12 protein-coding genes are annotated in these 16,625 nt (G+C 71.9%); 3 read left to right on the top strand and 9 right to left on the bottom strand.

The window, feature by feature from the left end:
• Nucleotides 1–92: 92 nt before the first annotated feature.
• Nucleotides 93–1,391 carry a PspC domain-containing protein gene (locus ACFWU9_RS11150; RefSeq protein WP_384316555.1) on the top strand — a complete coding sequence of 433 codons (1,299 nt, stop codon included), beginning with the start codon at nucleotides 93–95 and terminating at the stop codon, nucleotides 1,389–1,391.
• Between the two features lie 156 nt (nucleotides 1,392–1,547).
• On the opposite strand, the gene ACFWU9_RS11145 is transcribed toward ACFWU9_RS11150, so the two are convergent.
• From ACFWU9_RS11145 to guaA, 5 genes are all read right to left on the bottom strand, one after another.
• On the bottom strand, nucleotides 1,548–2,066 hold the full coding sequence (locus ACFWU9_RS11145) for a DoxX family protein (RefSeq protein WP_384316553.1): 519 nt from the start codon (nucleotides 2,064–2,066) through the stop codon (nucleotides 1,548–1,550).
• 145 nt (nucleotides 2,067–2,211) lie between these two features.
• Entirely contained in the window at nucleotides 2,212–3,450 is a 1,239-nt protein-coding gene (locus ACFWU9_RS11140; RefSeq protein ID WP_384316607.1) for a hypothetical protein, read from the bottom strand.
• Nucleotides 3,451–3,571: 121 nt separating this feature from the next.
• Nucleotides 3,572–4,330 (bottom strand): SAM-dependent methyltransferase, encoded by a 759-nt coding sequence (locus ACFWU9_RS11135; RefSeq protein WP_384316551.1) that lies wholly within the window; start codon nucleotides 4,328–4,330, stop codon nucleotides 3,572–3,574.
• A gap of 52 nt (nucleotides 4,331–4,382) precedes the next feature.
• Nucleotides 4,383–4,994: a Uma2 family endonuclease gene (locus ACFWU9_RS11130; RefSeq protein ID WP_384316549.1), complete on the bottom strand. Its 612-nt coding sequence runs from the start codon at nucleotides 4,992–4,994 to the stop codon at nucleotides 4,383–4,385.
• 114 nt (nucleotides 4,995–5,108) lie between these two features.
• The gene (guaA, locus tag ACFWU9_RS11125; RefSeq protein WP_384316547.1) at nucleotides 5,109–6,689 is read right to left on the bottom strand and encodes a glutamine-hydrolyzing GMP synthase; all 1,581 of its coding nucleotides are present in this window, start codon (nucleotides 6,687–6,689) and stop codon (nucleotides 5,109–5,111) included.
• Nucleotides 6,690–6,996: 307 nt separating this feature from the next.
• Between guaA and ACFWU9_RS11120 the strand changes: the two genes are divergently transcribed.
• Nucleotides 6,997–7,278, top strand: a complete 282-nt coding sequence (locus ACFWU9_RS11120) for a chorismate mutase (protein WP_384316545.1) — start codon at nucleotides 6,997–6,999, stop codon at nucleotides 7,276–7,278.
• Between the two features lie 794 nt (nucleotides 7,279–8,072).
• Entirely contained in the window at nucleotides 8,073–9,134 is a 1,062-nt protein-coding gene (locus ACFWU9_RS11115; RefSeq protein ID WP_384316543.1) for a hypothetical protein, read from the top strand.
• A gap of 129 nt (nucleotides 9,135–9,263) precedes the next feature.
• Here the strand turns inward: ACFWU9_RS11115 and ACFWU9_RS11110 are convergent, their stop codons facing one another.
• The 4 genes from ACFWU9_RS11110 to ACFWU9_RS11095 all read right to left on the bottom strand — a co-directional run bounded on the left by ACFWU9_RS11110 (nucleotide 9,264) and on the right by ACFWU9_RS11095 (nucleotide 16,540).
• Complete coding sequence (locus ACFWU9_RS11110; protein ID WP_384316541.1) at nucleotides 9,264–11,129, bottom strand: GMC oxidoreductase; 1,866 nt, start codon at nucleotides 11,127–11,129, stop codon at nucleotides 9,264–9,266.
• An 18-nt stretch (nucleotides 11,130–11,147) separates the two neighbouring features.
• Entirely contained in the window at nucleotides 11,148–12,752 is a 1,605-nt protein-coding gene (locus ACFWU9_RS11105; RefSeq protein WP_384316539.1) for a succinic semialdehyde dehydrogenase, read from the bottom strand.
• Nucleotides 12,753–12,803: 51 nt separating this feature from the next.
• Nucleotides 12,804–14,525 (bottom strand): serine/threonine-protein kinase, encoded by a 1,722-nt coding sequence (locus ACFWU9_RS11100; protein ID WP_384316537.1) that lies wholly within the window; start codon nucleotides 14,523–14,525, stop codon nucleotides 12,804–12,806.
• A gap of 131 nt (nucleotides 14,526–14,656) precedes the next feature.
• Entirely contained in the window at nucleotides 14,657–16,540 is a 1,884-nt protein-coding gene (locus ACFWU9_RS11095) for a protein kinase (protein ID WP_384316535.1), read from the bottom strand.
• Between the last annotated feature and the right edge of the window lie 85 nt (nucleotides 16,541–16,625).

Here is a 16,625-nt window from a genome sequence, read left to right as displayed (position 1 = left end):
TGACACCCTCCTGCGGGCCGTCACGGAATATCAGGGACCGGCCAGGGTCGGGGTGGGTGGAGACCTCGCGGGCGGCCGGTCACCATGGTCGTATGACCCATTCCGTGCCGCACACCTCGACGCCCCCGTCGCAGCCGCCGCCTCCCCAGCTGGTGCGGGCGCCGCGGCAGAAGGTCGTGGCGGGCGTCTGCGGCGGGCTGGGGCGGTACTGCGACCTCGACCCGGTCATCTTCCGGATCGTCGTCGTCGTACTCACGCTGACCGGTGGCATCGGGCTCATCTTCTACGGCTTCGCCTGGCTGCTCGTCCCGGTCGACGGCGAGGACGAGAACGAGCTGCGCCGTCTGCTGTCCGGCCGTGTCGACGGCGCGTCCCTGATCGCCGTCCTCCTGGCCCTCGTGGGCTGCGGTCTGTTCCTGTCGATGCTGAACAACGGCTCCACCCTCGGCTTCGCCACGCTGCTGTCCATCGCGACGATCGGCGCGGCGGTCTGGTCGCAGCGGCGCGCCGCGACGCTTCAGGAGGGCGGCCCGCTCGACCCGGGTACGGCGGCGGCCGTGGCCGAGGCCCCCCCGGAGACGAAGGCGCCGCCGACCCCCGGCAGCCCGTCCTGGTGGCGCGACCCGATCGTCAAGGACGGGACGACGGGCCCGACGACGCCCCCCGACTATCTGTGGGGCCCCGACGACGACGCGGACCCGTCGGGGCGGGGCAGGGGGAAGCGGAAGAGGCACGGGAGCTCGTGCGGGCGCCAGGGCCGCCCGCGCGGGATCGGCGGCCGTGTCTTCCTGCTGGCGATGGTCGCGGGCGGTGTCGCGCTGCGCCTGTCGTGGGAGGAGCAGCCGCTCGGTACGAGCCTGCAGATCGGCTTCGCCGCCGCGCTCGGGGTGTTCGGTCTGGGCCTGGCCGTGAGCGCCTTCCTGGGGCGTACGGGCTTCGGCACGATCTTCCTCACGGTCCTGACCGCCGGACTGCTCGGGGGCGCGGCGGCCATCCCCAAGGACATCGGCACGGACTGGGTGCGTACAACCTGGCGCCCGGCGACGGCCGCGTCGGTGGCGCCGATGTACGAGCTCGGCACGGGCGTCGGGAAGCTCGATCTGACGCGGGTGGACATCGCGCCGGGCAGGACCCTCCGTACGGAGGCGGAGGTGGGCGCGGGGAAACTGAAGGTCGTCGTGCCGCGCGATGTGACGTTGAGGGTGCACGCGGAGGTGGGGCTCGGCGACCTCCGGCTCCCCGGCGAGCCGCCGAACGACATCGACCTCTCACCGGCCCAGCGGATGACGCGTACGGTGGCCCCGCCCAAGGGCGTGAAGCCGGGGGGCACACTGGACCTCCGGCTCGAAGCCGGTGTCGGACAGGTGGAGGTGACCCGTGCTGCGGCATGAGTTCAAGCCGGGCAAACTGGTGGCCGGCCTCGCCGTGACGGGCGCGGCCACCGTGTTCGCCGGAGACGCGGGGGGCTGGTGGGACACCCCCTGGTACGTGATCGTCCCGATCGTCTGCGGCGGCCTCTTCCTGGCCTCCGCCGTGTCGATGGTGGATTACAGCGTTCGCCGCCGCCTGTCTGCCAAGGCCGCGTCCAGGGAGAAGACCGAGGCGCCGGCGAGCACGAGCGGCACCCAGGCCATGAGATAGGCCAGGTCGTTGCCGTAGTAGTACGGGTCCGACTGCCAGCTCACGGTCAGCCACAGGCTCAGGGAGATCAGCGCGCCTCCGAAGGCGGCGAGCCGGGCCAGCAGCCCGACGAGCGTGCCGAGCCCGACAGCCAGTTCGCCGATGGCTATCGCGTAGCCGAAGCCCTCGGGGTTCTTGAGGGAGAGGTCGACGAGCGCGGGGATGGCGGAGCTGTCCCGCACGCTCCGCATCAGCTCGCCGACGGAACCGGCCCCGTCCGCCGACATGAAGGCGCTGTCGGTGAGTTTGTCGAGTCCGGCGTAGATGAAGGTCACTCCGAGGAAGATCCTCAGCGGGAGCAGGGCGTACTTCGTCGCCGAGTCCTTCCAGCCCCGCTGCTCACCGCCGATCGTTCCGTAGGTGTCTGTCCGGTATCCGTGCGCCATCGCGCGTCCTGCCTTTCCGCTGCCCACGTCGCTCGCAGGGCTCGATTGTCCCCGCGTGCCTCGTGCATGCATACGGATGCGACGGACCGCGCGCTCAGCGGTCCGCCCGTTTTACGGCCGTCCGCCCGCCGTGTACCGGTCCGGCTCACTCCACGACGTCGATGGGCACCCGGTTGGTCTCGACCCCGGCCGCCGTCACCACCTGTACCTCAAGGCGGCCCGGCTCCACGTCGACCGGCACGGGCACGGTGAGCACCGTGTCGGACGGGTTCTGGAAGCCACCGGGAACCGGCACCAGCGGTACATGGATATGCACCGGCCCGATCCGTACGACCATCCTGGCCAGCCGGTCCGGCGTGCCCGCCCCCGGCGGCACGAAACCCGACCCGCGGATCTCGATGTCGTCACCGGTGCGGATCGGCGCGTCCAGATCCCCGGCCTCCCTGGCCCGCACGACCGACAGCACCACCGGGCGACCGCCCTCGGCCCACTTGCCGGAGAAGTACGTCGCGGCGGAGACCATCACCAGCAGGGCGAGCGCCCACGGCAGGTCGGGCAGCTGCTCGGGGCGGCGCGCCAGCCGTACCGCCGAGAAGAGCACGGCGACGGCCGTCACCAGCGTGTACTGGATGTCCGCGAAGCTGCCGCGCCCGGCGTCGTCGCAGAGCAGATCGGCCAGACGGGGGCGCTCGGCCCGGACCTTCTGCAGACGGCGGTCCCCGACGCGTACGCCCACCACGCGGCGTACGACGACGGCGATCGCGCACACCGCGGTGAGCACGGTCAGCAGACCGACGCCACGGGCGAGTTCGAGCCCCGCGATCAGCGCGTCGCGCGCGTCGCTGTCGGACGCCCCGGCGAGCTGGAGCGCGAGCACCAGTACGGCGAAGACGACGAGCAGCACCCACGCGGAGGCGACGGTCCGGGAGGTGGAGAGCCGGTTGTCCTCGCCGATGAGCGGGGCGAGGAGGCCGCCGCGCGTACGGTGCAGGGTGGCGGCGCCGGTCAGGAGTGCGGCGACGACGAGGGTGGCGACCAGGCCCGCCGTACGGGCGCCGGTCCAGCCCGCGCCGATCGCGGTGATGGCCAGCCCCAGCACGTAGACCGCGACGGCTCCCCACACCAGGATCAGTGTGTGCCGCCAGACGGAGTGCAGCCAGGCGTCGCCCGCCTCGCGGCTGCGGTCGGCGACGGCGCGCGCGGACTGGGTCAGTTCGTCGGACACCCACTGCCTCGACGCGCCCGGCGAGTGCGCGAGCGCGGCGGGCAGGCCCTGGCCGGCCGCGAACTCCTCGCGTCTGGCGAGGAAGGCCTCGACCGCCCGGCGGTGCCCCTCCTGAGCCCCGAGCGGGCAGTTCCCGCAGGCACAGCCCCCGCCGTGCATGCCTTGCCCCGCCACTTGCACCGCCACGCCGGATGCCGCCTTCCCCGCCCCGCACCCGTCGCTGTCACTCCGGGTGAACTTCCTTGGTATGACTGGGAATTGTGCCGTATCCGGGAGGGGGTCAGACGCCGAGGACCAGATACGCGAAGCCGAGATACCCCCGGTAGCCGCCGAGATAGCCCGTACGGTGCCGGGCGGCGGTGGCGCGGGCGGCACCGTGCAGGGGGTGTCCGGGGTGGTCGAGCGCCCAGCGTTCGCCCCAGCCGGCCCGGCCGTTGGACTCGAAGACGTCCCATTCCCGCTGGTCGGCGACGGTCGTACGGAGCAGGGCGAAGCCGGCTTCGACGGCGGCGCGGACCAGGTCTTCGAGCGAGCCGACGAGTTCGTCCTCCTCGGCGCCAAGTCCCCTCAGCGCGGCGGGGGTCGGCGGGATCGTCCAGAATCCGTCCCCGAAGAGCACGTGCCCGCCCGGCTTCACGGTCGCGCGCAGGGCGCGCAGCGCCTCGCGGGTCGAGCCGGGCCAGGCGTGCACGGCACCGATACAGACGGCGAGGTCGTACCCGGTCCGCGTCCACGCGTCGGCGGAGCTCTCGTGGAACGCGACCCGCCCCTCCAGCCCCCGCTCCCGCGCGAGCCGCCGCCCGCGCCCGACGGCGACGGGGTCGCTGTCCACACCGTCACCGGTGCTGCCGGGCGCGCCCTCCACGATCCGCAGCAGCAACTCGCCCCAGCCACAGCCGAGATCGGCCACCCGCCCTCCGTCGGGCACCCGGCAGGCGTCGACGAGGGAGCGGGCGTGGTCTTCGGAGAGGGGGGCGTTCCAGGTCAGGAGGGGGTTGTTGGGGGCGGCGAGGAGGGCGTGGAGTTCGTCGTCGGACATGGTGGGAGAGACTCGCACAGGTGGTCGACGGGGTGCGAGTGAATTGTGGCGGCTACAGGTTGTCGATGTCCGCGAGGTCGATGTCGATGTCGAACGGAACGCTGAGCTTCAGTCGCTCGTGATGGATGCCGACCAGGCCGTACGACTCGGTCACCGACGCCAGTTCGTACACCTGGACCACCGGGTGGTCGTTCGGACGCGCCATCTCCACCAGCCAGAAGTGCTTGATACCCGCCCGCGCGTATTTGTGCGGCTTGGTGTCGCGGTCGCGCGCCTCGGAGTCCGGCGAGACGACCTCGACGGCGAGCGACACGTCCGCCGCCTCGAAACGGGTCTGCTGCCTGCTCGTCACCGCGTCGGCCCGGACGACGCAGATGTCCGGCTCGGGGCCGTTGCGCTCGTCGAGCTGCACGGTCATCTCACGCCGGATTCGCAGCTCAGGCGGCGCTGTACGGCGCAGTCCCGCCACCAGCATGTCGATCACGATGCTGTGGAAATCTCGCTGCGGACTCACAAAAACCAGGCTCCCGTCGATCAACTCGGTGTGCGGCGGGAGCCCGGGCAGCGTCAGCAGATCGTCCACGGTGTAACCGTCCTGCGGCGGCACCGGCCACAGGTTGGCGGGCAGCGGCCCAGGGGTGGTGGGCAGCGGCTCAGCGGTCATGGTTCCTCCCATGGACGGGATTCTGGTCCGTACGGCAAGCCTACCCAGGGCATATGCCGATGCCGCCGCCCAAACGAATGAGCGACGGCATCGGCGTTGACCTGGGAGAAACGGTCACTCCCACTCGATCGTCCCCGGCGGCTTGCTCGTCACGTCCAGGACCACGCGGTTCACGTCCGCCACCTCGTTGGTGATCCGGGTGGAGATCTTCGCCAGGACGTCGTACGGCATGCGGGTCCAGTCCGCCGTCATCGCGTCCTCCGAGGAGACCGGGCGCAGCACGATCGGGTGGCCGTACGTGCGGCCGTCGCCCTGGACGCCGACGGAGCGGACGTCCGCGAGCAGCACCACCGGGCACTGCCAGATGTCACGGTCGAGACCGGCCGCCGTCAGCTCCTCCCGGGCGATCGCGTCCGCCTCGCGCAGCAGGTCCAGCCGCTCGCGCGTGATGTCGCCGACGATACGGATGCCGAGGCCCGGCCCCGGGAAGGGCTGGCGGTGGACGATGTCGTCCGGCAGGCCCAGTTCCTGGCCGACCTTCCGGACCTCGTCCTTGAACAGCTGGCGCAGCGGCTCGATGAGCGAGAACTCCAGGTCCTCGGGGAGCCCGCCCACGTTGTGGTGGGACTTGATGTTGGCGGTGCCCGTGCCGCCGCCGGACTCGACCACGTCCGGGTAGAGCGTGCCCTGGACGAGGAACTCGACCGGCTCACCGGGCTCGGCCTCGGCGATGATCTCCGCCTGGGCCTGCTCGAAGACCCGGATGAACTCGCGGCCGATGATCTTCCGCTTCTGCTCCGGGTCGGAGACACCGGCGAGCGCGGCCAGGAAGCGCTCCTGCGCGTCGACGACCTTCAGCTGCACGCCGGTCGCGGCGACGAAGTCCTTCTCGACCTGCTCGGTCTCGCCCTTGCGCATCAGCCCGTGGTCGACGTACACACAGGTCAGCTGGGAGCCGATGGCCTTCTGTACGAGGGCGGCGGCGACGGCCGAGTCCACGCCCCCGGAGAGACCGCAGATCGCGCGGCTGGTGCCGACCTGCTCGCGGATCGCGGCGATCTGCTCCTCGATGACGTTGCCGGTGGTCCAGGTCGGCTCGATGCCGGCGCCTCGGTAGAGGAAGTGCTCAAGCACCTGCTGGCCGTGCGTGGAGTGCATCACCTCGGGGTGGTGCTGGACGCCGTACAGCTTTTTCTCGTCGTTCTCGAAGGCGGCGACCGGCACCACATCCGTGGAGGCGGTGACGGTGAAGCCCTCGGGGGCGGCGGAACAGGCGTCGCCGTGCGACATCCACACCTGCTGCTCGGCCGGAGTGCCCTCGAAGAGAGTCGATCCCGCGAGCGAGACATGCAGTTCCGTACGGCCGTACTCGCGCGAACCGGTGTTGTCGACCGTCCCGCCGAGCGCCGTCGCCATCAACTGGAAGCCGTAGCACATGCCGAAGACCGGGACCCCGGCCTCGAAGAGCGCGCGGTCGACGGTCGGGGCGCCCTCGGCGTACACGGAGGACGGGCCGCCGGAGAGGATGATCGCCTTGGGGTTCTTGGCCAGCATCTCGGCCACCGGCATCGTCGAGGGGACGATCTCGCTGTAGACCCGGGCCTCGCGGACGCGGCGGGCGATGAGCTGGGCGTACTGCGCGCCGAAGTCGACGACGAGGACGGCGTCGGGGGCGGCGGGGGGTACTGCTGGCACGGGCGCGGCCTTCCGGCGGTGAAGAGGTTCGGTACCCCGATTCTAACGGGGGCGGAACGCAGCTTTTCGTCTCAGCATCCGAACCCCGGGCAGGCCCCCGGTCCCCCTCGGGCATACTGGCTGCCATGCGCGAGCACTCGACCGTCTTCTTTACCTATGGCACCGGCCCGTCCGGCTGCCATGGTCGTGCCGCTTGAGCTGACAAGCGACTTCCCAGGCGCCCCGGGCCGACAAGGCCCGGGGCGTTCGCGTTGTCCGGCCTGATGTCACCGCTCGGGGTCCCTCCCTTCGTACAGAGGAGCCCTTCATGACAGTCACCGACCGCACCGGCGCCCGGACCGACGAGGCAGCAGCGGTGATCGACGGCGCGCGTGAGCGCATCGACGCGCTGGACGACCGGATCATCGGTCTCGTACAGGAACGGATGGCCGTCTCCGCCGTCATCCAGAACGCCCGTATCGCCTCCGGCGGACGCCGGGTCAACCTCTCCCGCGAGAACGAGATCCTGGTCCGCTTCCGGGACGCCCTCGGCACACCGGGCACCACGCTCGCGATGACGCTGCTGGAGCTCTCACGCGGCCGCGTCTGAGCGGATACGGGGGTACGGGGGTCCGCAGCCGGTGCGGGGGCGGCGCGGCCGGTACGAGGGCGGTGGCCGTACGGACATGGGTTCGGGCGCATCCTCACCCGTACGGCGCGTGACCGGACCCGCCGGGCCTTCGTTGGTCCCGATGTCCGTGTCAGCCAGGGGCGGGCCCGAACAAACCACGCGTGGGCTTCGCTGGGGCGTGTGACGTACCGCTGGTGCGTCGTGGGACCTCGCCTCAGCTCGAGTGACCGGTCGGCAGGGGACAGCATGCCCGGTCACCCCAAGAGCGGTCGGCACCGGGGACGCCCGGCGCCGACCGCATACGGATACGGATCCCCGCCGTGTCCAACCGTCCGGCCGACCGCTCCACCCCCTCCTCCCGTTCACCCGTCCACCGTCCCGAACCCGCGGCGCTCACCCCCCCCCGGCGCCGCGATCCGGCACCGAGCGCCGCCCTGACGCCACGGTGCCGACGACAAGGGCCCCGCAGGCGCCCGTCCGATTCGCTTCGGACCGGGCCCGCGGGGCCTTTGTCGCGCCTGGCCGCCACTTCGCGGCTCTCCCCCCGTCCACTTCGCGGCCCTCCGCCCGTCGGCGCGCGCGATGTGACGGCCGTCACATAAAGATTCTGTGAGCGGGCGGGCAACCATTTGCCCAGGTCACAGGTCCACCATGCGACACAACGGTCTCCCCTGCCCCACCAAGGGCGTGTGCCGCCTCTGAAAACCCGCCCCGGGAAGGCCCTTTGACTCCGCACCGCCCGTCCGTGGTGCCCGGATTTCGCCGAGGACTTCATGAAGCTCCGCCGCTTCATGGCCGTCGCAGCAGCGACCGCCGTGATAGCTCCCGCCGCCTTCCTGGCGGCGCCGGCCGTGTACGCGGCCGACGGTGACACCGACACCACCGGCAGCAGCCGGACCCCGGCCGACGAGAACCCGCCGCCCGGCGACGAAGCGGACGAGAACCCGCCGGTGGACGACGAGGCCGAAGCCCCGCCCGCCGACGACGGAGAGGTGCCGCCCCCGGCGGAGGGTCAGAACCCGGCTCCCGGTGACGACGAGGTCCTCCCGCCGCCCGCCGAGGCCGAGCCCCCGGCGGAGGACGACGACCCGAACACTCCGGACGACGAAGACGGCTCCGAGGAAGGGGAAGGGGAAGGGGAAGAGGGGCCCACGCCTCCTGAAGAGGAGTGCGCCGACGCCGACTTCAAGGCCACCCTCTCCGGTCTCCCCGGCAAGATCGTCGCCGGTTCGGGCTGGAAGAGGTTCGACCTGAGCCTCGACAACACAAACGGCGAGGAGGCGGCGGCCGTCGACCTCGGTGCCGTCGTCCTCTACAAGAAGGACGCCCACGACTCCTTCGAGTCCAGCCTGACCGACACGTACGCGCGGTTCGAGTACTTCGACGGCGAGAAGTGGCTCGCCGAGCGGTCCGACGGCGGCTCGATCGCCGGGAGGCTCCTCGACGTCGAGGCGGGCGGGACCTTCTCGCTCCAGCTCCGTCTGAAGGTCATGGCACCGGCCCCGGCCGGTTCGGCCGTCGCGATCGCCTTCGCGCTCTCCGCCGACGAGGAGACGTGCTCGCTCGACGAGAAGTGGTACAGCTTCCAGGTCCTGGCCGCCGACACCGAGCCCGGTGACGTCCCGCCGGCCGAGCCGGAGAAGGGCGAGAGCCCCGCGGACGTCAAGCCGCAGGGCGGCGCGGAGCCGCTGCCCGCCGCCGCGAACGGCAGCCTCGCCGAGACCGGCTCCCGCGCCCCGCTGCCGGCCCTCGGAATGGCGGCCGGGCTCGCGGTCGTCGCGGGCGGCAGCCTCGTGTTCGCGCTCCGCCGCCGGGACGGTGACGGGGCCGCGTAACACCCGCGAGCCGAGCCCGCGCGGACGGGCCGCAAGACCGGAGGCGCTGCACTCGGAGGGGGGTGCAGCGCCTCCTTGCCGCGCGGGCGCAGGCGCAGGCGCGGACGCGCCCCGCCCCGAACCGACGCTCTACGGCGGGCTCTTCGGCGGCACCGCCGGCAGCCCGAGGAACGGCAGTTTCAGCGCCCCGAACGCCGACGCCGGGACCGCCGGTGACTTCGGCGCGACCGCCTCCCGCCGTACGTACGCGGTCCCCGCCGACTGCTCCGGACGCGGGTCCCGCTCCCCCTTGTTGGGCCAGAAGGACATCGCGCGCTCGGCCTGCGCGGTGATGGTGAGCGACGGGTTGACGCCGAGGTTCGCCGAGACCGCCGACCCGTCGACGACCGAGATGCCCGGGTGTCCGTAGAGCCGGTGGTACGGGTCGACGACGCCGTGCTCCGCGTCCGCCCCGATCGGGCAGCCGCCCAGGAAGTGCGCGGTCAGCGGGGTGCCCATCAGCTCACCGACGTTCGAGCCGGCGAAGCCGTTGATCTCCTCGGCGAGGAGGGTCGCCGTTCGCGTACCCTCCGCGAGCTGCGTGGGGTTGGGCGCGCCATGACCCTGACGGGCCGTCAGCAGTCCTTTGCCGATGCCCCCTTGTCGGCGGTAGGTCGTCAGCGAGTTGTCGACGGACTGCATCACCAGACCGATGATGGTCCGCTCCGACCAGCGCCGGTAGGAGAGTGAACGGGCCGCGCGGACGGGGTGTCTGGCCATGTTGCCGAGCCAGCCGGCAATGCGGCGGCCGTTCTCGCTGTAGGGGACCTGGAGTATCGAGAGCGAGCCCATCGCGTTCGAGCCCTTGCCGTAACGCACGGGCTCCACATGGGTGTCGGCGTCGGGATGGAAGGAGGAGGTGATGGCGACACCCCGGGTGAAGTCCGCCCCGCCCCCTGCGGCGCCGTGTCGCTTCCGGTAGCGCCGGTCGGTGGTCCGGGCGCCCACCAGCGCCTCGGAGTTGGTACGGGTCAGCTCACCGAGCCGGTCGGAGAGCCGGGGCAGCCGGCCCCGGTCCTTCATGGTGTGCAGCAGCGTCTGCGTCCCGTACGTCCCCGCCGCGACGACGACCTGGCGGGCGCGCAGCACCCGTGGCGCGGACCTGCGCCGATGGGTGGGGACGGTCGCGACGCGGTGGCCGCTGGCCGGGTCCTCGGTGATCTCGACCACGGTCGTCATGGGGCGGATGACGGCCCCGGCCTGTTCGGCAAGGTGGAGGTAGTTCTCGTTGAGGGTGTTCTTGGCGCCGTGGCGGCAGCCGGTCATGCACTCGCCGCACTGCGAACAGGCCCTGCGGGAGGGGCCCGCGCCGCCGAAGTACGGGTCGCCGACGGTGGCGCCCGGCTCGGCCCGCTCCGTACCGCCGGCGTCCTTGCCGTCGCCGAAGAACACACCGACCGGTGCGAGGTGGAAGGTGTCGCCCACGCCCATCGCCTGTGCGGTCGCCTTGAGATGGACGTCGGAGGGGGTCATGGTCGGGTTGAGCCTGACGCCGAGCATGCGGCGGGCCTGGTCGTAGTACGGGGCGAGTTCGGCCTCCCAGTCGGTGATGTCCGCCCACTGCCTGTCCTCGAAGAACGCCTTCGGCGGCACGTACAGCGTGTTCGCGTAGTTGAGCGAGCCGCCGCCGACACCGGCCCCCGCCAGGACCATCACATTGCCGAGGAGATGGACCCGCTGGATGCCGAAGAGGCCGAGGGCCGGGGCCCAGAGGTAGTTCTTGATGTCCCAGGAGTTCTTGGGGAGGGTCCCGGGTGTGAAGCGGCGGCCGGCTTCGAGGACACCGACGCGGTAGCCCTTCTCGGTCAGCCGCAGCGCCGAGACCGCGCCGCCGAAGCCCGATCCGACGACGACGACGTCGAAGTCGTAGCCGTCGTCGCTGTCGGGCCCGGCCCCACCGTCCGCCGCGTCCTCGCGCTCGTCCTCCGGGTCCCGGGCACGGGTCTCCCCTGACATCGGCTCTCCTTCTTCGAATCAGCGCAGCCGCGAGGCCTTGAGCGCGCGCAGGCTCCGGGTCATGAACGCCGCGTACCTCTCGTCGTCCATGCCCATCGACGGAGCCATCGGCAGCACGCGCTGCTGCGCGACGGTCTGTACCTCGGTGAACTTGAGAATGCCCTCGGAGCCGTGCCTGCGGCCGAGGCCCGAATCCTTCATGCCGCCCATCGGCGCGCGGACGCTGCCGTACGCGGGGGCGTAACCCTCGTTGATGTTGACGGTGCCGGTGCGCAGCCGGGTGGCGATCGCGTGCCCGCGCCTGCCGTCCCGTGTCCAGACACTCGAATTGAGCCCGTACGGGGTGGAGTTGGCCAGCTCCACGGCCTCGTCCTCGTCGGTGAACCGGTAGAGGGAGACGACCGGCCCGAAGGTCTCCTCGGTGCAGACCGACATCGGCGCCTCGACGCCCTCAAGGACGGTCGGCTCGTAGAAGTACGGTCCGATGTCGGGGCGCGCGACGCCGCCCGCGAGGACGGTGGCGCCCTTGGCCACGGCCTCCTCGACATGGGCGCGGACGGTCTCCAGCTGGTGTTCGCCGACGAGTGAGCCCATGTCCGCGCCGTACGCGAGCGCGCTGCCGAGGCGCATCGCCTTCGTACGCGCGACGAACCGCTCGACGAACGCGTCGGCGACCGATTCGTGGACGTACAACCGCTCGATGGAGATGCAGAGTTGGCCGGCGCCGGAGAAGCAGGCGCGTACCGCCCCGGCGGCGGCCTTCTCGATGTCGGCGTCACGCAGGACCAGCATGGCGTTCTTGCCGCCGAGTTCGAGGGAGGCGCCGACGAGCCGGCCGGCCGCGCTCTGCGCGACCTCGCGGCCGGTGCGGGTCGAGCCGGTGAACGAGATGTAGTCGCCGCGCTCGACGACCTCGGGCCCGACGACCCCGCCCTCGCCGATCACCACCTGGAACACCCCGGCCGGCAGCCCGGCCTCGACCAGCAGATCACGCGCCCACAGCGCGGTGAGCGCGGTCTCGGTGTCCGGCTTCATCACCACGGCGTTGCCCGCGACGAAGGCGGGCAGGGCGTCCCCGACGGAGAGCTCCAGCGGGTAGTTCCAGGGCACGATCTGGCCGACGACCCCGCGCGGCTGCCGGTGCTCGGTGACCTTGGTCAGGAGGGGGACGGCGCCGGTGTGCCGTCTCGGCCGCAGATACGAGGGGGCCTTGCGCCCGTAGTGGCGGGCGGCGACGGCCACGGACTGGACCTCTTCGTGCGCGTGGAGCCTCGCCTTGCCGGTCTCCAGCTGGATGAGGTCGAGCACCTCGGCCTGCCGCTCCAGCAGGAGATCGTGGAAGCGGAGCAGGACGGCGGCGCGCTTCCGTACGGAGGTCGCCGCCCAGACGTGCTGCGCGACGCGGGCGCGCGCGAAGGCCTCGGCGACGTCCTCGGGGGTGGACTCGGGCAGGTCGGCGAGCTTCTCGCCGGTGGCCGGGGCGTGGTTCGCGGTCCGGCCGGAACCCACGACGTCCCTGATGAGCTGGGCGAGCACTTCGGGAGTGACCACGTCGGCGGCGGTGCGCACGCCGGCGGGCACCGGAGCCACGGGATTGGTCGTGGGGGCCTGTGAGTCCGTCATGAGGGCGAGGGTATGCCGCATCCGGAACTTTGGGTACCCGCCGGTAACACCTTAGGGCAGGTACTTGCTGTCGATCTCCAGGTGCTCGACCACGTTCGAGAAGAGCTCCTCGCCGTCCGTCACGGCCTCGCCGTCGGCCGGCATCGCCACCCGGAGCCGCCAGTGCACGTCGTCGGTGCCGGGGACGATCAGCTCGTGGTAGCGGTAGCGGATCGGGGCCTCGGAGGAGTCCGAGTACGGCACGAAGTCGACGATGTTGTCGAAGGCCTTGTCCGAGCCCGGGAACGACGATTTCTTGCTCTGGTACCGCGCCTCCTTGATCTCCGTACCGTTGTCCCCGCCGCCCTCGTAGTACCTCTCCCAGACCGCCTTCTCCGGCGCCAGGATCTCGTTGTCCGGCTTCTGCTGGACCTGGTCCATGGAGACGGTGAAGACACCGCTCGGATCGCGGAAGGTGACGCGGCTGTCCGCGGTCAGACTGTCCTGGGAGCGCCGGTAGTCCTCCGGGACGGCGATCTTGGCGTCGAGGATCTCCACCTCGGAGCGGATCTCCCAGCCATCCGGCAGTTCGCCGCCCCCGAACGGGTCGAGGAGGACCAGCCCCGCCACGAGGGCCACCGCGAGGACGCCGGCGCCGAGGCCGTACTGCGCGGGCCGGTTGCGGTGCAGGACCGGCGGGACCCACTTGCTGCCGGTGGGCGGGGCGCCGTTGGTAGCGCCCCGGTAGAGGTTCGTCACCTCCGGCGACAGCTGCGGCGGACGCGCCACCGACTCCAGCACCGCGCGCACCTCGGCGGCGGAGGGACGTGCCGCCGGGTCCTTGCGCAGGAGCTGCATCACGACCGTACCGAAGGCGCCGGACCCCCGGGCCGGTATCTGCGGCTCGGCGGAGAGCACGGCCTGGAGCGTCGCGGGGATGTTGGAGCGGCGGTACGGGGACATCCCCTCGACCGCCGCGTACAGCACGACGCCCAGCGACCAGAGGTCCGACTCGGGGCCGGGGCGCTGGCCGAGCACCCGCTCGGGCGCGATGAACTCCGGTGAGCCGACGAAGGCACCCGTCTCGGTGAGCCCCTGCTGGCCCTCGACCTGGGCGATGCCGAAATCGCTGAGCACGACGCGGTCGCCCCGCCCGAGCAGGACGTTGTCCGGCTTCACGTCGCGGTGCAGCACACCGGCCTCGTGGGCGGCGGTGAGCGCGTTCAGTACGTCGAGCCCGATCCTGGCGGCCTCGCGCGGATCGAGCGTGCCCTCCTGGAGACGGTCGGCGAGCGAGTGGCCGCGCACCAGCTCCATGACGATCCACGGCTTGGCGTCCTCGACGACCACGTCGTGCATCGTGACGACCGAGGGGTGGTCGATCCGGGCGGCGGAGGTCGCCTCGCGCCGCATCCGCCGGTGGACGGTGTCGCGTTCCTGGGCGCTCAGATGCTCCGGCACCCGGGGCTCCTTGACCGCGACGTCGCGGTCCACGACCTCGTCGTGCGCCAGCCAGACGGTGCCCATACCGCCGTGCCCGAGCCGCGAGACGAGCCGGTACCGGCCGCCCAGCAGGCGTCCGGCCGACGGGTCGGGCGCACCGGGGTCCTGCGGGGTCCGCTGGGTCGGCTGGTACGGGGAGCCCTGCGGGGGCTGGGGGGCCTGGGGCGGCACCTGCGGCGGCTGCCCCTGGTGCGGCGGATACGGTCCCGGCGCCTGCGCAGGCGGCTGCGGCTGCGGCGGTCGAAGTCCGTAGCTGGTGGGCTCGTTCGCCCGTCCCCCGTCGTTCGTCATGGCCACATCTTTACGGAAGGCACATCTCTCTGGCCACCACGGGGCGGCAGCGGGTGCAGAGCCGTGACATCACGGTTTCGCTCATGCGCGGCAGGGGCTCGCGCACCCACGCGGGCACCCCACGCACGCGCTCACTCGCTCGCGCTGTCCGAGCGGTCCGAGGTGCCCGGGCTGTCGGAGGTGCCCGCGTCGGCCGAGCCTCCCCCGCCGTCCGGCCGCCAGCCGCCGAGCATGATGTCGAACTGCTCGCGCGTGGTGTTCCAGTCGTCGGCGGGACCCGACATGTAGAGCGCGTACTCGGTCGAGTCGTCGGCCGAGAAGTACATCTGGTCGATCGCGCGGCGCTTCCCCTTCTGCCCCTGGTCCTCGGTCCAGGTGAACTCCCAGAGCGCGGCCTTCGTCTGGCCCCGGAAGGTGTTGGGATGCATGTCGACCAGCTGGTAGTCGGGCAGCCGGCCGACCTCCTTCTCCATGTTCTTCATGTGCTGGTACGGATTCTCGAAGTCCGGTGTGGTGTCGACGGCGATACGCAGGAAGTGGACCCCGTGGTCGGGGGTGTAGTCGATCTGGTCGCCGTCCATCTGGCGCCGCCAGCCCTCGGGGACGATGAGGCTGAAGCCGGCCGGATCGTCCACCCGCACCCAGCCGTCGGGGACGGCGTCGCCGCCGGTGTTCTCACCGCCGGTGCTGTCCTCGCCACTCGTGCTGTCCTCACCGCCGGTGCTGTCCTGGCCGCCCTTGCCGTCGTCGCCGGCGCTGCCGCCGGTGCCGCCGTTCCCGGCCTGGTCCTTGCCATCGTCCGACGATCCGCCGCTCGGGTCCTGGTCCGCGCCGGCGCTCGTGCCCGTGTCGTCCCTGTTCCCGGCCTCGATCGCGACGTACGCGCCGACGCCGCCGATCAGAGCGGCGGCGACGATCGCGACGACCACCACGGGCCAGCGGCTCTTCCCGGCGGGCGGGGCGCCGGTCCCGGGATTGGTCGTGTTCGGGTACGCGTGCGGCGGGGTGTGCCCGTACGGGGAGGGGTACGGCGACGGGGTGTGCTGCGGGTGCTGTGTCTGGGCCTGCGGGTGTGGGGTCTGCGGGTGCTGCTGGCCGGCCTGGGCCTGCCGCTGGTCCTGCTGGTGCGGTACGTGGGGCGGCACCGGGCCCGTGGCGGCCTCGGGCCGCGCCGTCGCGGGCTCCCGCCCCTCCAGCACCTCCCGCAGCATCCGCTCGGTCTCGGCGGCGTCGGGCCGGGCCGCCGGGTCCTTGTGGAGCAGCGCGGCGATCACGGGGGCGAGCGCCCCGGCGCGTACGCAGGCCGGCGGGTCGTCGGTGATCACGGCCTGCATGGTGGCCACCGCCGACGTACGGCGGAACGGTGACGTCCCTTCCACCGCCGTGTGCAGCGTCGCGCCCAGCGACCACAGGTCGGAGGCCGGTCCCGGATCGTTTCCGCGCACCCGCTCGGGGGCCAGATAGTCGATGGAGCCGACGAGTTCACCGGTCCGGGTGATGGCCGAGTCGCCCTCGATGGCGGCGATCCCGAAGTCCGTGAGCAGTACGCGGCCGTCCCGGGCGAGCAGCACGTTGCCCGGCTTGACGTCCCGGTGCAGCACCCCGGCCGCGTGTGCGGCGCGCAGCGCGCCGAGCACCTGGAGGCCGATCCGGGCCGCCTCCCGTACGACGACGGGGTCGGACTTGAGCGCGTCGGCGAGCGAGGGGCCGTCCACGTACTGCATGACGATCCACGGCCGGCCTCCGTGGTCGAGCACGTCATGGACCGTCACCACGGCGGGATGGCTGATCCGGGCCGCCGCTCTGGCCTCTTTCTGCGTGCGGGCGTGCAGCACGGCGCGGTCGGCCTCGGAGACGTACAGCGCAGCCGTCAACTCCTTGACGGCGACTGTCCTGTTGAGGAGTTCGTCGTAGGCCCGCCACACCTGGCCCATGCCGCCTCTGCCGATGGCCTCGCCGAGCCTGTAGCGCCCGGCGAGCATCTGGCCCTCGCGCGTTTCCTCAGAGTCTTCCACGTGCCCCCGCCTGGTGCCCCCGCCTGTGCCTCGGAATGACAGGTTACGGAGCGGAGGCGCCGACACGGAACCTGGGCCCGCCCAT

It is taken from the genome of Streptomyces sp. NPDC058653, from assembly GCF_042716895.1.
In the GTDB taxonomy this organism is placed as follows: domain Bacteria; phylum Actinomycetota; class Actinomycetes; order Streptomycetales; family Streptomycetaceae; genus Streptomyces.
The sequence above is the reverse complement of the archived record's forward strand: the minus strand, read 5'-3'. Positions and strand labels throughout refer to the sequence as shown.